Origin of the sequence: Flavisolibacter ginsenosidimutans (assembly GCF_007970805.1) — a bacterium.
Lineage (GTDB): Bacteria > Bacteroidota > Bacteroidia > Chitinophagales > Chitinophagaceae > Flavisolibacter > Flavisolibacter ginsenosidimutans.
In genome coordinates, this window is record NZ_CP042433.1 from 4598427 (window position 1) to 4615137 (window position 16711).

At 47.8% G+C, this 16711-nt stretch carries 11 protein-coding genes; 10 read left to right on the forward strand and 1 reads right to left on the reverse strand.

Features of this window, described 5'->3' with window-relative positions:
* Positions 1–15: 15 nt before the first annotated feature.
* Positions 16–2115: an aldehyde dehydrogenase family protein gene (locus FSB75_RS19595; RefSeq protein ID WP_227990668.1), complete on the forward strand. Its 2100-nt coding sequence runs from the start codon at positions 16–18 to the stop codon at positions 2113–2115.
* A gap of 237 nt (positions 2116–2352) precedes the next feature.
* Here the strand turns inward: FSB75_RS19595 and FSB75_RS19600 are convergent, their stop codons facing one another.
* Positions 2353–3414 (reverse strand): LacI family DNA-binding transcriptional regulator, encoded by a 1062-nt coding sequence (locus FSB75_RS19600; RefSeq protein WP_146790936.1) that lies wholly within the window; start codon positions 3412–3414, stop codon positions 2353–2355.
* Positions 3415–3710: 296 nt separating this feature from the next.
* Between FSB75_RS19600 and FSB75_RS19605 the strand changes: the two genes are divergently transcribed.
* The 9 genes from FSB75_RS19605 (at position 3711) to FSB75_RS19645 (ending at position 16702) form a co-directional block, all read left to right on the forward strand.
* Complete coding sequence (locus FSB75_RS19605) at positions 3711–6953, forward strand: SusC/RagA family TonB-linked outer membrane protein (protein WP_146790938.1); 3243 nt, start codon at positions 3711–3713, stop codon at positions 6951–6953.
* Positions 6954–6974: 21 nt separating this feature from the next.
* Positions 6975–8900: a RagB/SusD family nutrient uptake outer membrane protein gene (locus tag FSB75_RS19610; protein WP_146790940.1), complete on the forward strand. Its 1926-nt coding sequence runs from the start codon at positions 6975–6977 to the stop codon at positions 8898–8900.
* A gap of 256 nt (positions 8901–9156) precedes the next feature.
* The gene (locus FSB75_RS19615) at positions 9157–10572 is read left to right on the forward strand and encodes a pectate lyase (protein ID WP_146790942.1); all 1416 of its coding nucleotides are present in this window, start codon (positions 9157–9159) and stop codon (positions 10570–10572) included.
* A gap of 7 nt (positions 10573–10579) precedes the next feature.
* On the forward strand, positions 10580–11323 hold the full coding sequence (locus tag FSB75_RS19620; RefSeq protein WP_146790944.1) for a rhamnogalacturonan acetylesterase: 744 nt from the start codon (positions 10580–10582) through the stop codon (positions 11321–11323).
* 12 nt (positions 11324–11335) lie between these two features.
* Positions 11336–12091, forward strand: a complete 756-nt coding sequence (locus FSB75_RS19625; protein WP_146790946.1) for a rhamnogalacturonan acetylesterase — start codon at positions 11336–11338, stop codon at positions 12089–12091.
* Positions 12088–13086: an alpha/beta hydrolase gene (locus FSB75_RS19630; protein ID WP_146790948.1), complete on the forward strand. Its 999-nt coding sequence runs from the start codon at positions 12088–12090 to the stop codon at positions 13084–13086. The genes FSB75_RS19625 and FSB75_RS19630 overlap by 4 nt, the downstream gene beginning before the upstream one ends.
* Positions 13087–13095: 9 nt before the next feature.
* On the forward strand, positions 13096–14118 hold the full coding sequence (locus FSB75_RS19635) for a pectinesterase family protein (RefSeq protein ID WP_146790950.1): 1023 nt from the start codon (positions 13096–13098) through the stop codon (positions 14116–14118).
* A gap of 2 nt (positions 14119–14120) precedes the next feature.
* A complete protein-coding gene (locus FSB75_RS19640; protein ID WP_146790952.1) occupies positions 14121–15080 on the forward strand; it encodes a pectinesterase family protein in 960 nt (319 codons plus the stop codon).
* Positions 15077–16702: a glycoside hydrolase family 43 protein gene (locus tag FSB75_RS19645; protein WP_146790954.1), complete on the forward strand. Its 1626-nt coding sequence runs from the start codon at positions 15077–15079 to the stop codon at positions 16700–16702. The genes FSB75_RS19640 and FSB75_RS19645 overlap by 4 nt, the downstream gene beginning before the upstream one ends.
* The last annotated feature ends 9 nt before the right edge of the window (positions 16703–16711 follow it).

Sequence of the window (16711 nt, forward strand, 5' to 3'; positions counted from 1 at the left end):
AAATACCTTTGAACTATGGAACCCAGCAAGAGAAGAATCGGAGTTACTTTTTCCCGCACCAATTTTCACCTTTATTGGGATTGGTTTACCAAAGAGGATTTGGCCAACGACCTTGAACTCGTTGAACTGTCTTTTGAGAAGAACAACGTTGAAGACATTTCAACTTGTGATGGTTTTGTGCTAACCGGCGGCGTTGACATTCATCCTTCTTTTTACAACGCGTCGGATGATTACGAAAACAAACCCAATGTTTTTGAAATCGAACGTGATGTTTTTGAAAAAAATATTTACAAATACGCACAACAACACAAGCTTCCTTTGCTGGCTATTTGCAGAGGCATGCAATTGGTAAACGTGTTGGAAGGAGGAAAGTTGGTTCAAGATTTAGACAGCGGAAATCAGCTTCACAAAAAAGACACCGAGGCCGATAAAGTGCACGACGTAAACATGGAAACGGGCAGCTTGCTTTTTGAAATTACCAGCAGTAAAAACGCCGACGTGAACAGTGCGCATCACCAGGCAATTGTTCCCGCTGCAATTGGAAAAAATTTGCGGGCAAGTGCGTTTTCAGCAAGTGATGGAGTCATCGAAGGACTTGAATTTGATGACAAGAAGAACAAGGGTTTTTTGCTCTGCGTGCAATGGCATCCCGAACGCATGGCGAACAAAGAGGCAAACCCGCTTTCGCAAAAAATAAAAGAACGTTTTCTGCAAGAAATTCGAAACACCAACATGAAAAAACTTATTGTCGTGAATCCCGCAACAGAAGAACCAATTGCGGAACTGAATGAGGATACAGACGCATCGCTCTCGCAAAAAATGGCCGCATTACAGAACGGACAAAAAGCTTGGGCAAATACTTCGTTGAAGGTGAGAATCGATGTCGTGCAAAATTTTGCGAAGCTGTTACAAGAAAACACAGAAGGACTTGCACGCATTCTCACGACCGAAGTTGGGAAGCCATTGCAGCAATCACGAAACGAAATCAACGGAGCTTGCACCCGCATCAAGTGGCTTACAACGAATGCGGAAAAATATTTAGCGGACGAACTGATGACGGACGAAGAAGGATTGCAGGAAAGAATCGTTTACGAACCGCTCGGTGTTGTGTGCAACATCTCCGCCTGGAACTATCCCTACCTCGTTGGCGTGAACGTTTTTGTTCCTGCCTTGCTTGCGGGCAACGCGGTGCTGTACAAGCCATCGGAATACGCTACACTGACCGCACTGCAAATTGAAAAGTATTTGAAAGCCGCAGGCGTACCGGACGATGTTTTTCAAACAGCCATCGGCAAAGGCGATGTGGGCAAAGCCTTGTTGGATATTGCGTTTGACGGCTACTTTTTTACCGGCTCGTACAAAACCGGCAAATACATATACGAAAGAGTGGCGCCGAAGATGGTTCCCTGTCAATGCGAATTGGGCGGCAAAGATCCGCTTTACGTTGCCGACGATATTGCCGACATCAAAGCTGTGGCCGCGGCTAGCGCCGATGGTGCGTTTTACAACAACGGCCAAAGCTGCTGCGCGGTGGAACGCATCTACGTACACGAAAATATTTACGACAAATACCTCGAAGCGTTTGTGAACGAAGTAAAGTCTTACAAAACGGGATTGCCAACAGAAGAAGGCGTTTACATCGGGCCGCTGAGCCGGAAAGAACAAATAAACGTTTTGCAAAATCAAATTGATGATGCGCTTGCCAAAGGAGCAACGCTTCTTACCGGCGGAAAGAAAGCACAAGGCAAAGGTTATTATTTTGAACCCACCGTTCTTGCGGCCGTCACGCAGGACATGCGTGTAATGAAAGACGAAAGTTTCGGTCCTGTCATCGGCATTATGAAAGTAAGCGGCGACGAAGAAGCCGTTGAAAAAATGCAGGACACCGAATACGGCTTAACGGCTTCGGTGTACAGCGGCAACGAAGAAAGAGCAACAACGATTCTTCAACGGCTGAATACCGGCACGGCTTACTGGAATTGCTGCGACCGGGTAAGCGCTGCCCTTCCGTGGAGCGGCCGAAAGCATTCGGGCTTTGGCAGCACGCTTTCATACGCCGGGTTGAGGGCTTTTACCAAACCCAAAGCCTATCACCTAAAGCCATCGAAGGCATAGCAGAAATTCATTGCGGATTTTATGAACCCGGCTGTGTTGCTACTATAAACTTCCGTTGCGTCGCACTCGTGTACGCTTTGTTCGCTATGCAACAAAGACTTTCACGCCACGACGCTGCGTCGTAGAGTCGTTGCGTCGCTGCGCGAAAAAAGTTGAATGAACTTCTGAACGCACAAGTGTGCGACGCAAGAAAAGATGAAGAGGATTACCAAAGCCGGGTATATAAAATTGAAAAGCCTACGCTTGCACGCTTCCGCTTTCCGCAGCGGAATTTGCTTTCTTCAGCGATGATTCGCGAATGATGAGTGAAGTCTCCAGCGTGCGGGTTTCAAATTCCGTGACCGGCCGCCGGCTTTCAATAATTTGAATGAGAAGTTCAGTAGCCGTTTGTCCGATGTCAAATGCAGGCTGGCGCACCACGGTCAGTTGCGGCGAAAACAAATCGCCTACCTGCGTGTTGGTAAAGCCGGTAAAGCCGGCTTCTTTTTTTTGCTTCATGCGTTTTAAAATGCCAAAGCAAACAATGGTCAACCGGTCGCCGGCTGTGAAGATGGCATCCGGTTTTGTTTTGCTTTTGTACAGCTCATTCAACACGTCTTCTACTTCCTCTACAATCATTCCGCCGTGGTTGCAGTGTTTTATCAGGCTTTCGTTAAAAGGAATTTTGTGCTTCTCCAATGCAGCTTTGTAGCCGTCCAGCCTCTCTTTGGTGATGGAGAGGTAGGGCGAGGAGGTAATGTGTGCTATTTTTTTATAGCCTTGGTAAATGAGGTGTTCGGTTGCGTGAAAGGCGCCGAGGTAATTGTCGGCAATGACTTTGTGCGTTTGTATTTCATTCGTCACGCGGTCAAAGAAGACGATGGGCATGCCCTTTTCGTGCAGTTCTTTTAAATAGGAAAGGTCGGTGGCTTCCGAGGAAAGAGAAACGAGCAAGCCATCCACACCGCGGGCCGCCATGTGTTCTACGTTTACCCTTTCGCGTTCGGCGCTTTCGTGGCTCTGCGTGATGATGACGTGGTAGCTGCGGTTGTAGGCGATGCTTTCGATGCCGTTAATGGCCTGCGAAAAAAAGTTGTTGGCAATTTCGCTTACCACGACGCCGATGGCACGTGTTCTGCGTTCTTTTAAACTGAGTGCAATGGGGTTAGGACGGTAGTTGATTTTTTCGGCGTACTCCAACACTTGCTTTTTGGTTTCGGCGCTGATTTCGTAGCTGCCGCGCAGTGCACGCGAAACAGTAGAGGTAGAAAGGTTAAGGGCTTTGGCAATGTCTTTGATGGTGGCGCTTTCAAACTTCATGGTGAAAGAATCGTCGGGTGATTTTTTGCTAAGACCGTTTAAAAGTAATGAGTTTTCACCGCACCTCCTCAACTGCAAACGTTCTCGGTAACGATTGCGTAAATAAATCGCATACCGGCGCTTGCGGGCAATGGATATGTCTTTAGACTTGTCAGTTGAAATGAGGTGGGAGGCTTTGCCGGCGAAGCGTTTCGTTACGGTTACAGCCGTTGAATAAAACAATTGATTGCTGCAATCCGTTCGCACGAAAACACCCAACCTCTTCTGCAACCTCGTTCAAATTGTTAAGCTTGTATATGAAAGGAAAATTCTGTTTTTCTCTGCTGCTTTGTCTCCTTACGTCAATTGCCTGGTCACAAACCCGCCGCGTCACCGGACACGTTAATTCCGACAGCCTTGCTGCCGGTGTTTCGGGTGTGAACGTGACGGTAAAAGGCGCCAGGATAGGTACCGTTACGGATGCCCGCGGTGATTTTTCAATTTCCGTCCCAGACAACGGAAAAGCTGTTTTGGTTTTTAGTTCTGTGGGCTACAATCCTCAGGAAGTAACCGTTGATAACAAAACAACCATTAACGTAACGCTGGCCTCTTCATCGGCTGCGTTAGACGTGGTGGTTATTGGTTACCAAACGATACGCCGCAAAGACCTTACGGCCTCTGTATCGTCCATTGGCGCTAGGGATTTAAAAGACGTGCCGTTAACATCTGCTGCTGAAGCGCTTAACGGACGTTTGGCCGGTGTAACCGCAACCACGTCCGAAGGCTCACCGGATGCGCAAGTGCGAATCCGCGTCCGCGGCGGCATTTCCATCACCCAGAACAACGATCCCTTGTACATCGTGGACGGTGTGCAGGTAGAGAATGCCTTAAGCATCATCGCCCCGCAGGACATTCAAAGTATCGACGTGTTAAAAGACGCGGCTGCCACCGCTATTTACGGTGCACGCGGTGCCAACGGCGTTATCGTAATTACCACAAAGTCCGGTCGTCCGGGTCGCACGGTGGTAACGTACAACGGCTACATCGGTGTTCGGAAACTGGCCAAGGAATTAGAGGTTATGAGTCCTTATGATTTTGTAACCTGGCAGTACGAAGTGGCCAAGGCAAGAAACGATACAAACTTTGCCAAGACCTACGGATCAACCTGGGATACATTAAATGTTTACAAGAACATTTCTCCCATTGACTGGCAAAAAGAAGTAATGGGCCGTACCGGCATCAGCACCACGCACAACGTATCGGCATCGGGTGGCAACAAAAAAATTACCTACAACTTCGGTTACACGTTTAACAACGAAAAACCAATTGTTCAGAACTCTATGTTTAACCGGCACATTTTAAATATAAAGGCCGACTATAACGCCACGAGCAAGCTGAAAGTTGGTGTCACAGGGCGTTATCTTAACCAGGATGTTACGGGTGCCGGCACCAGCGATGGAAGCACATCTTATGCCCGCTTACGCAATGCAGTAAAGTACGTTCCGTTTTTTGTGAAAGACGTTCCGCTCGATTACAGCGACCCGACGGTGGTCAATCCGGGCAACGGTGTAACGTTGGTAAATCCCATTGCCCTTTCCAACGCTGAGTACCGTAGGAAAACAACCATTGATTACAATTTCAGCGCGACGGCTTCTTATCAAATCACCAAACAACTTTCTTTCCGCTCTACGTTTGGGTACGATCAGAACAATTTTACCGACCGGCGCTTCTTCGATTCCATTACATCCTTCTCAGTAAACCAGGGTGGCGGCAAACCAATTGTGCAGCTTGATACCGTTTATCGCAAAACGTTCAACAATTCAAACGTTCTTACCTACTCGGTACGTAACTGGAAAAACAAGCACACGTTTGATGTGCTGTTGGGTGAAGAAACATATGACCTGCGCACCGATCAGCGCTCCGGTCAATTCAGCGGGTATCCAAAAGGCATTTCGCACGCCGATGCCTTCAGTAATCAGCCCGGCACAGCAGCCACCATGTGGCCTGGCTATCCGGTTTATACCAAACTGCGTTATACCAACTTGTCTTTCTTTGGCCGCATCAATTACAATTTTGCAGACAAGTACCTTCTTTCGCTCAACGCACGGTACGACGGCGCTTCCAAGTTTGCGCCCGGAAACCAGTGGGGCTTTTTCCCCGGCGGCTCTTTGGCCTGGCGTGTAAAACGTGAGAAGTTTTTGGAGAACGTTGACTTTATCAACGATCTTAAACTGCGCGTTGGCTACGGTAAAATCGGTAACAACCGCATCGGTGATTATTTGTTCTTGACCTCATTTGTTTACGGGACAACGTACTATGCCTTAAACAATCAATCAGTGAATGCTTATACGCAGAATTACCTTGCCAACACGGCCCTGCAATGGGAAAGCCTGGTGAACCGCAATATTGGTATAGACATCTCGTTGCTGAAAAACCGTTTGAACATGAGCGTGGATGTGTATAATAACACCTCGGATAAACTGTTGTTAAACGCGAAGATTGCACCGACCTTCGGCTTTACCACGCAATTGCAAAACGTAGGCGCCACCAGCAATAAAGGTGTTGAACTGCAGCTCAACGCCGTAATCCTGCAACGCCCCAGAGGCCTGAACTGGAGCGCTAATTTCAACATCTCGCACAACAAGAACAGAGTAACGGCTTTGTCGCTTGGACAAACGGATTATCCCGCCGGCCCGGCCTGGGGAATCTCTGGCCAGCCGAACGACTACCTGAACAGAGTGGGGTCGCCGGTTGGGTCCATGTACGGCTGGGTGTCTGATGGCTTTTACCAGTTGAGTGATTTTAACTACGACCTTGCAACGGGCCGCTATACCATTAAACCCGGCGTAGCCGTTATGACCGGATTGGGTTCGAACGTGGTGCCCGGTGCCGAGAGGTTTAAAGACCTCAACGGCGACGGCATCATTGACATCAACGACCGCACCGTTATTGGTGATCCTACGCCCAAGTTCAGCGGTGGATTGAACCAACAGTTTTCTTATAAAAACTGGGACGCGAGCATCTTTGTAAACTTTTCTTACGGCAACAAAATTTACAATGCCAACAAGATTGAATTCACCAGCGGCTACAACGTAACGTCAAACCTTTTGGCACTGATGAATAACCGTTGGAAAACCGTTGATGCAAACGGAAACGTGGTCGAGACTTTTAGAACTGAGCAGAATACAGTTTATGCTTATGGTGCTCCTCCCGATGTGTTGGCAAAAGTAAACGCCAACGCAACGCTCTGGATGCCCGGCGGTTTCAGCAACTTTGGTTCGGGCGGCGGCAACTTTAGCTATTACCCCAGCTCTTGGGCCATTGAAGACGGCTCTTTCCTCCGCTTGAACAACGTAACCATTGGTTACACTTTCAGGCCACACAAAATCGTGAGCAGGCTTCGACTGTATGTTACCGGAAACAACCTTGCCATCTGGACAAACTATACCGGTTACGATCCGGAAGTTAGCGTGGCGAGCAGCGGCTTAACACCGGGGCTTGATTACTCGGCTTATCCCAAAAGCCGTCTTTACCTCTTTGGCGTGCAAGCAACTTTTTAATAACGAGAACAACATTTCTATATGAACAAAAGATATCTGCATAAAATAACGCTTCTGGCCGCATCGAGCCTGATGCTGGGTTTGGGAAGCTGTAAAAAATACCTCGACCAACAACCCATTACAGCCGTAGGTCCCGACTTTGTTTTCAACAGCGTTGAAACAACAAGAGCCGCGTTGATCGGCGTGTACAATCAATTGACCGGCGATGCGGGATACGGCTTGCGGTTGAATCTTTATTTCTCGGTGGGTACGGATGAAACGGAGGGGCCAACGGGTAACGCGGACGGCAGCCGGAGAGATTTTCCATTGTATGCGACAACCCCGGGAAATAGTCAAATTTTTGCGCCGTACACACAGTTGTTCAAAGGCATTCAGTACGCCAACGTCTGCATCGAAAGCATTCCGAAGATGGATTTGTACGACAACGGATCGGATGGCCAGAAAAAGCAATTGCAACGGATGTATGGTGAAGCGTTGACGTTAAGAGCACAGTTTTATGCCGAAGCCATTCGCAACTGGGGCGACCTGCCCGCGCATTTTACAGCGGCTGAAGAACTGGCAACGCAAGACCCCTTCCCTAAAAGAACCGACCGCGATGTTTTGTACGACCAAATTCTGAACGACCTGAAAACTGCTGAAGCATTAGTTCCCTGGCGCAACGAGGTTACCTCCATTGGTGACCCGCAGGACGAACGCATTACCAAAGGCACAGTAAAAGGCTTGCGTGCACGCATTGCCTTGGCTAGAGCCGGTTATTCTTTGCGGCAAAGCGGAACCATGAAGCAGGGTTCCAATCCACAAACCTATTATCAGATTGCCCGGGATGAAACGAACGACATTATCACGTCAGCCCAGCACAGCTTAAACCCGAGCTTCAAAGACCTTTGGAAGAACCAGGTGGGTGGTCGTACGGCCTGGGACCCGAACGGCGAGTTAATGTTCCAGGTAACGGCTATTGGTCGCACGGCTTCTGCAGATACCAAGATTGGTTACAACAGCGGACCTACCGTTGTGGACCTGGCCACACAAACAGGCTCCACCGGCACCAGTAGTGTGTTTATTCTGCCCACTTATTTTTATATGTTCGATTCAACTGATACCCGCAGAGACGTAACCTGTGTGCCGTATTCCGATACCTTGGCGCCCGATGGCGTAACATTTTATAAAAAAGGGCAGCCTATCACCAGCGTCTTTGATGGCAAGTACCGTCGCGATTGGCTGAACCCGCCGCTGGCTGCCGGAACGTATTTGAACAACTATTCCGGTTTCAAGTGGCAAATCCTTCGTTACGCTGATGTATTGCTGATGTTCGCAGAAGCCGAGAACGAATTAAACGGTCCGACAACGGCTGCGTACAATGCCATTAACCTGGTTAGGAGAAGAGCGTTCGGCAATTCAAACAATGATATTCCGGCCGGCTTGAGCAAAAGCGATTTCTTTAAATACCTCGTGCGGGAAAGAGAGTTGGAGTTGGGCGCTGAAGGCGTACGGAAATACGATTTGATTCGCTGGAATCTTTTGGCAACGGCCATCACCGAGTCAAAAAGCAACATCGCTTTATTCGGCACCACTACAGGAACGACCTTGACAGGTACATTGGCCCAACCTTCGTATATGGCAGGCTACCCTTCGTATGTCGGCAATTTGGCTAACTTACCGGTATCAATGTTCTATAGGGCAAGAACGGCTTCTGACGATTTAAACATCGGTGGCATTGTTTTGAATTCGTGGTACGCAAAGGCACCAAGTTCTACGCCGGCGGGTTCAACGAAAGTGGCGTGGATCGTGATTACAACGGATCCTACAAAGACAACCGCAGCCGCCGTATTGGCGCACTACGCCACCAATTTTGTTCCGAACAAATCGGAGTTGCTGCCCATTCCGCAAGATGCCATTACGGCCTACGGTGGTTTCGCCTCCAACATGCCGCAGAATCCTGGTTACTAAAACATAGTTTTTTTGTTTCAAAAGAGGGTTGCAAAATTTTGCAACCCTCTTTTTCTATTTTAAACGGATAACGAGAAGGCTGTATAACCATTTGTGTCAAATACTGAAAGAAAGCGTTTGGCAACGTTCTCGGTAACGATTGCGCAATTAAATCTTCCCGTGCCGATGGCTTGCAACCGATTTCTGTTTAGACTTGTTACCGCATATTTATTTGCACAACGCTGAACACTTCGCCTTGACCAAACAGTTGTTTGCTATGTTTAAACATTTTCTTTACTACCCCTTTATTTTTTCACTGTGCATTGTATCCTGCGCACAACAAAAAGCGGCAACCGGCAAAGCTGATGAAATTGCGCTTGCCTTTCCTTCTGCCGAAGGGTTTGGCAAATTCACAACGGGTGGCCGCGGTGGAAAAGTGATGGTGGTGAAAAATTTGGCCGATGCAGGTGAAGGAAGTTTTCGCGAAGCTGCAGAAGCAAAATTTCCGCGCATCATTGTGTTCGCCGTTTCGGGAACGATTCACTTGAACACGCCGCTTTCCATAAAGGGCGATGCAACAATTGCCGGGCAAACCGCACCCGGCGACGGTATTTGTCTTGCTGATCAACCGGTAATGCTTGGCGGTAACAACATTATCGTTCGCTACATGCGCTTTCGCATGGGTGATAAGAATCAAAAAGGCGGCATGGTTGACGGCAACGGCGGCGATGATGCTTTTGGCGGCACGCGGCGGAACAAAATCATCATTGACCATTGCAGCATGAGCTGGAGCACAGACGAAGCTTTTAGCGTTTACGGCGGCGACAGCACAACGCTTCAGTGGAATTTAATCAGCGAACCTCTCAACTATTCTTATCACTTTGAAACCGGCGACAAAGATTACGAGCATCACGGCTACGGCGGCATTTGGGGCGGCAGACATACGTCGGCGCATCACAATCTTTTTGCGCATTGCGTAAGCCGCACGCCGCGATTTGACGGCGCACGAAACATTCCGTCGGAGGCCGTTGACTTTTGCAACAACGTGATTTACGATTGGGGCAGCAACAATGCTTATGCGGGCGAAGGCGGCACGTACAACATGATCAACAATTATTACCGTCCCGGACCAAATACAAAAGACGTGGTGAAGAACCGCATCGTCAACCCTTACAAAAAATTACCGAAGCTTGATTACGGAAAATTTTATTTATCGGGAAACGTAAGCGAAGCTTCGCCGGACGTAACGGCCGACAACTGGAAAGGCGTAACGATGAACGAAGGCACAGATGCTGACAAGGCAAAAGCAAGAGTTGATGCACCGTTTTCAACCGAACCGATAACAACCCAACCAGCGGAGGAAGCCTACAAACTTGTATTGAAAGAAGCCGGTGCAAGTTATCGTCGTGATACGTTGGATGCACGCATCATCAACGACGTAAAGAACCGCACAGGAAAAATTATTGACGTGCAAGGTGGTTATCCACACGGCACGGCGTACGAACAAACCGTGAATGCCTGGCCTTCTTTAAAAAGTCTTCCGGCCCCGAAAGATTCCGACGGAGATGGAATGCCTGATGAGTGGGAGAAGGGCCACGGATTGAATCCAGGTGATGCGTCTGATGCATCAGCAATAAAGCTGCATCATATTTATACCAACGTAGAAGTTTACATTAACAGTCTTGCGAAATAATCACATCATGAAAAAAATCTGCTTCATTGCGCTGTTGTTCTTAAGCGCTTTTGCCTTGCCGCCGAAGAAAACAAAAGTCTGGTTGATAGGCGACAGCACGATGTCTATTAAAGACGTGCGGACTTATCCTGAAACCGGATGGGGCATGCCGTTTCAGTATTTCTTTGATTCAACAATTGCTGTTGATGACCGCGCAAAGAACGGCCGCAGCACAGGAACCTTTCTTTCGGAAGGCTTATGGCAACCCGTCGTAGACAACATGAACGAAGGCGATTACGTCTTTGTTCAATTTGGTCACAACGATGAAGTGGAAACAAAAAAGAGTTACACAACAAAAGAACAGTTTGTAGCGAACCTTGTGAGGTACGTAAATGAATCAAAAGCAAAGAAGGCCATTCCAATTTTAATTACACCGGTTGCGCGAAGAAAGTTTGACGCGGCTGGCCACGTTCAAGGTACGCACGATGTTTATTCGCAGCTTGTTCGCGACGTTGCTAAAACGCTGAACGTTCCGCTGATTGATTTGGATGCGAAAGGGCAAGCACTTTATCAGCAACTTGGGCCGGAAACTTCCAAGTATTTATTCAATTATTTACAGCCTGGCGAGCATCCTAATTATCCCGAAGGCAAAGCGGATGACACGCACTTTAGCGAATTGGGTGCACGAAAAATTGCGGAGATGGTTCTGGCTGAACTCAGAACATTAAAACTTCCGTTGGCCGAACACATTTACCAGCCCCGAAAAAAATAAGTTTTCTCATTCATGAAAAGAGTTTTCGTTTTGTGTGCTGTGCTGGCCTTGATGGCTTTTGTTTTGCCGCCAAAAACAAAAACAAAAGTTTATTTGATCGGCGATTCCACGATGTGCGAATACGAACCCGAACGGGCGCCGATAACGGGCTGGGGCATGCCCTTCAAATATTTTTTTGATTCAAGCATAACGATTGACAACCGCGCCAAAGGCGGACGAAGCACAAGAACTTTTATCAGCGAAGGACGATGGCAGCCCGTTGCCGATAGTTTGCAAAAAGGCGATTATGTGCTGATGCAATTCGGCCACAACGACGAAGCCAAAGAAGAAAAATACAAAGACCGTTACACGCCTGTTCCCGATTACAAAACAAATCTTGCAAAATTCATTTCAGAGACAAGAGCAAAAGGCGCAACGCCTGTTTTAATCACACCCGTTAGCCGGATGCGTTTTAAAGACGGTGTGGCGCAGGAAACGCACACCGACTACACGGCTGCGGTGTACGAAGTAGCGAAGCAACACAACGTGCCGTTAATTGATCTTGACAAAATGAGTCGTGAACTTTATCAACAAATGGGAGAGGAGAATACCAAACTTCTTTTCATGCAACTGGCGCCCGGTGAACATCCGTCGTATCCCGACGGACAAAAAGACAACACGCATTTCAATGAGTACGGCGCAAGAAGAATCGCAGAGTTGGTGCTTGCCGGATTAAGAGAAAGCAATGTTGAATTAATCAATCACCTTGTAAAGTCAAACAACAAATGACGGTTTCGCGAAGCATAAAGATTTTTGTACCGCTGTTTTCAACAGCGCTTTGTTTTACGGCTGCTGCGCAATCCACTGCCGGTATTACCAACGTTCCCGATACATCGTATTCAACGGCCAGCGCTTACCGCAGCATCCACAAAGCTTATCCCGATGCAACAGCAGCGCCTGAACTACATTCCAGGGAAGTAAAAGAGAAGAAAGGCATTGTTTATTGCACAACCGGCGAACGCAAATTGGTTCTTGATGCTTTTTATCCCTCGGGAAAAACAAAGCAAAAGCGGATTGCAGTGATGATGATTCACGGCGGCGGTTGGCGCTCCGGCAGCAGAACGCAACATTACCCGCTGGCGCAACATTTAGCGGCGTTGGGCTACGTTTGTTTTACACCGGAGTATCGCTTGTCAACCGAAGCGCTTTATCCCGCTGCGGTGCATGATTTAAAAGCCGCGTTGCACTGGATCCATGCAAAGGCGAAGAAGTACAACATTGATACAAACAAAATTGTTGTCGGCGGTTTTTCCGCCGGCGGACAATTGGCCGCACTGATTGGAACCACAAACGGCAATGAAAAATTTGAGGGCAGTGATTGCAACACAAAGTACTCATCGCGTGTGCAAGCCGTCGTTGATTTAGACGGAACGCTTTCCTTTGTTCATCCCGAATCCGGCGAAGGCGACGATAGCAAAAAGCCATCGGCCGGTACGCTTTGGTTTGGCTATTCCAAAAAAGAGAACATTAAGGTTTGGGAAGAAGCTTCTCCGTTAAGCTACGTTGGTCCGAACACCGTTCCTTTTTTGTTCATCAACAGCGGCGTGGCGCGAATGCATGCGGGCCGCGATGATTTTATGAAAGTGCTAAAGGAAAATCACATCTACGTTGATGTAAAAACATTTGCCGATGCGCCGCATCATTTTCCTTTGTTTGAGCCTTGGTTTACGCCGATGGTCAATTACATTGACGAATTTTTAAAGACCGTTTTTCCAACAAAATAATTTTCACCAATGATAAAAAAAGCAACAACGACGATTGTTCTTTTGCTTGTAACGTTCTTTGTATTTGCACAAACATCCAATCCTCAACAATACAAATACACGTTTACGGTGGCGAAGGATGGCAGCGGCGAATTCAGGTACATTCAGGATGCCATTGACGCAATGCGGGTTTATCCGCTGGCGCGAATAACACTTTACATCAAAAACGGTGTGTACAACGAAAAGATTGAACTGCCCGCTACCAATACCGACGTGACATTCATTGGCGAAAGCGTGGACAAAACCATCATCACGTTTAACGATTATTCCGGACGTGGAAAACTCACAACCTTTACGTCGTACACAGCGAAAATTTCGGGCAACCGTTTTGTTGCGGAGAACATCACCTTCGCCAATTCGGCAGGGCCGGTTGGGCAAGCCGTGGCGCTTTACGTGGATGCGGACAAAGCCGTGTTTAAAAATTGCAAGTTCCTCGGCAACCAGGATACCATTTTTGCCGCAGGGGAAAACGCAAGGCAATACTTTGTTGAGTGCTACATTGAAGGCACAACCGATTTTATTTTCGGTCCGTCAACGGCTGTTTTTCAATCGTGTACCATAAAAGAAAAAACGAATTCTTTCATCACCGCCGCCAGCACCACGCCGGGAAAAAAGTTTGGCTACGTTTTTTTTGATTGCAAGATCATTGCCGACAGTTCCGTAACAAAAGTTCATCTCGGAAGGCCCTGGCGTGCCGCGGCAAAAACCGCTTTTATTCGTTGCGAATTGCCCAAACAAATCGCACCCGAAGGCTGGAACAATTGGGGCAACGCTCAAAACGAAACCACTACGCTTTATGCCGAATACAAAAACACCGGCGAAGGCGCGGCCACAAAAGCCCGTGCGCCCTGGGCCAAACAATTAAGCGACAAGGAAGCGAAAGAATACACGCTGGAAAATATTTTTTCAAACAGTTTGTTGGTTGCACAAGAATCGGATTGGTTTCAACGCGTTGACTTGAAAAATTTCGAATGGCCGTCGGCAAAAAAATAAGCATGAAGAAACAGGTTTTGCTTTTTGTCGTCTTGCTGATTGCGTTGTTTGGCTTTGCACAAAAGAAGATAATTGTTGCGCAGGACGGCAGCGGCGATCTTAAAACGGTGCAGGCTGCGTTCAACGCAATTCCGTACAAAAACAAAAAGCCCGTTACCGTTTTTGTGAAGAAAGGAATTTATAAAGAAAAAGTTTTGCTCGACAGCACGAAGAATTTTGTAACGCTTGTGGGCGAAGACAAATTCAATACTGTTCTCACCTACGACGATCATACCGGCAAAGTTTCTCCATCAGGGGAAACCATCAACACACGAACATCATCAAGCTTTAAAATTCTGGCCGATGATTTTACCGCAACAAACATTACGTTTCAAAACGATGCAGGCTTTAGTGCGGGACAGGCCGTGGCCGTAGAAGCTGATGGCGATAAGGCAATCTTTCGCAACTGTCGCTTCGTGGGAAATCAAGACATTCTTTTTACCAACAACGACAAGAGCCGGCAGTATTATGAGCATTGTTACATCGAAGGCACCACTGATTTTATTTTCGGATCGTCCACCGTTTGGTTTCAGCAATGCCACATTCACAGCAAAAAAGCTTCACACGTTACTGCCGCCTCCACGCCGAAAGAAAAAGAATTTGGTTACGTGTTTTATGATTGCGTTTTAACCGGCGACAGTTCTATTCACAGCGCTTCGCTTGGCCGTCCGTGGCAGCGTTATGCAAGCGTTGTTTATCTGCATTGTTACATCGGGCAACACATCAGGCCTGAAGGCTGGAGCAATTGGAACAACACGGATAATTATTTGACCACGCGTTACGCCGAATACAAAAGTTACGGTCCATCGTCTGATGCAGCACAACGTGTAAAATGGGCGAAGCAGTTGAGCGATGAAGAAGCGTCACGCATTACGTTGAAAAATGTTTTTAAAGAGTGGAACCCGCTAAAAGAAAAGCCATGAAACGAATTCTCGTATCGCTTACGCTGTTCTCTGCCCTGACTGTTTTTTCACAGCAACCGTACGTTTCTAAAGTTTGGGTGGCCGATAACGGCGACGGCACTTATAAAAATCCAATTCTTCACGCTGATTATTCCGATCCCGATGCCATACGCGTCGGCGATGATTTTTACCTCACGGCTTCTTCCTTTGAAGACGTGCCGGGACTGCCCATACTTCATTCAAACGACTTGGTGAACTGGACGATTATCGGTCATGCATTAAAGCGTCAACCACCGTTTGAACACTTCTCCGTTCCGCGTCACGGGGAAGGCGTGTGGGCGCCTTCATTGCGTTATCACAACGGCGAATTTTATCTCTATTATCCCGATCCTGATTTTGGTATTTACCTCACGAAAGCAAAGACCGCCGCAGGGCCGTGGAGCGACCCAATACTCGTTGCCGAAGGCAAAGGATTGATTGACCCTTGCCCGCTGTGGGACGAAGACGGACAGATTTATTTGGTTCACGCATTTGCCGGCAGTCGCGCAGGCATTAAAAGCGTGATTGCCGTAAAGAAGTTGAACAAGGAAGGAACCAAAGCAATGGATAACGGCGTGCTGGTTTACGACGGTCACGAACTTGATCCCACCATCGAAGGCCCGAAGTTTTACAAACGCAATAATTACTATTACATTTTTGCGCCGGCAGGCGGTGTGCCCACAGGTTGGCAACTCGTTCTTCGTTCAAAAAACGTTTACGGTCCTTACGAAAGAAAAGTGGTGATGGACCAGGGGTCATCACCCACGAACGGTCCGCACCAGGGTGCCTGGGTTACGACGCAAACGGGCGAAGATTGGTTTTTGCATTTTCAGGACAAAGACGCCTATGGACGCATTCTGCACCTGCAACCCATGAAGTGGATAAAAAATTGGCCGGTGATCGGCGTGGATCGTGACGGCGATGGAAAAGGCGAACCGGTGACCCGTTACAAGAAGCCAAACGTTGGCAAAACCTATCCCGTTCAAACACCTGCAGAAAGCGATGAATTCAACGGAACAACAGTAGGGTTGCAATGGCAATGGATGGCCAATTCAAAAGCAACATGGTACTTCATGAACCCATCCAAAGGAAGCCTGCGATTGTTCTCCGATAAGCTTCCCGACAGTGCCAAAAATTTATGGGATGCACCCAATGTTCTTTTGCAAAAATTCCCGGCAGAAGAATTCATGGTCACAACAAAACTTACGTTCTTGCCCAACACAAAACTGGAGAACGAAAAAGCAGGACTGGTGGTGATGGGTTTTAGTTATGCAGGTCTTGCCTTAAAGAATAAAAAAGACGGAATCTATTTGGTGCACACCCTTTGTAAAGACGCCGTGAAAGGCAAGAGCGAAAAAGAAACAACGGTAATGAAAATGAATTCGCCAACCGTTTACTTACGCGTAAAAATTGCCAAAGGCGGCAAATGCAATTTTAGTTACAGCCTTGACGGAAAATCTTTCACAAACACCGGCGATGAGTTTACGGCCGAAGTGGGACGATGGATTGGCGCAAAGGTTGGTTTGTTCTGTACCCGGGAAACACAAATCAACGATAGCGGCTATGCTGATATTGACTGGTTCAGAGTGGAACCGGCGCAATAAAATTTCGCA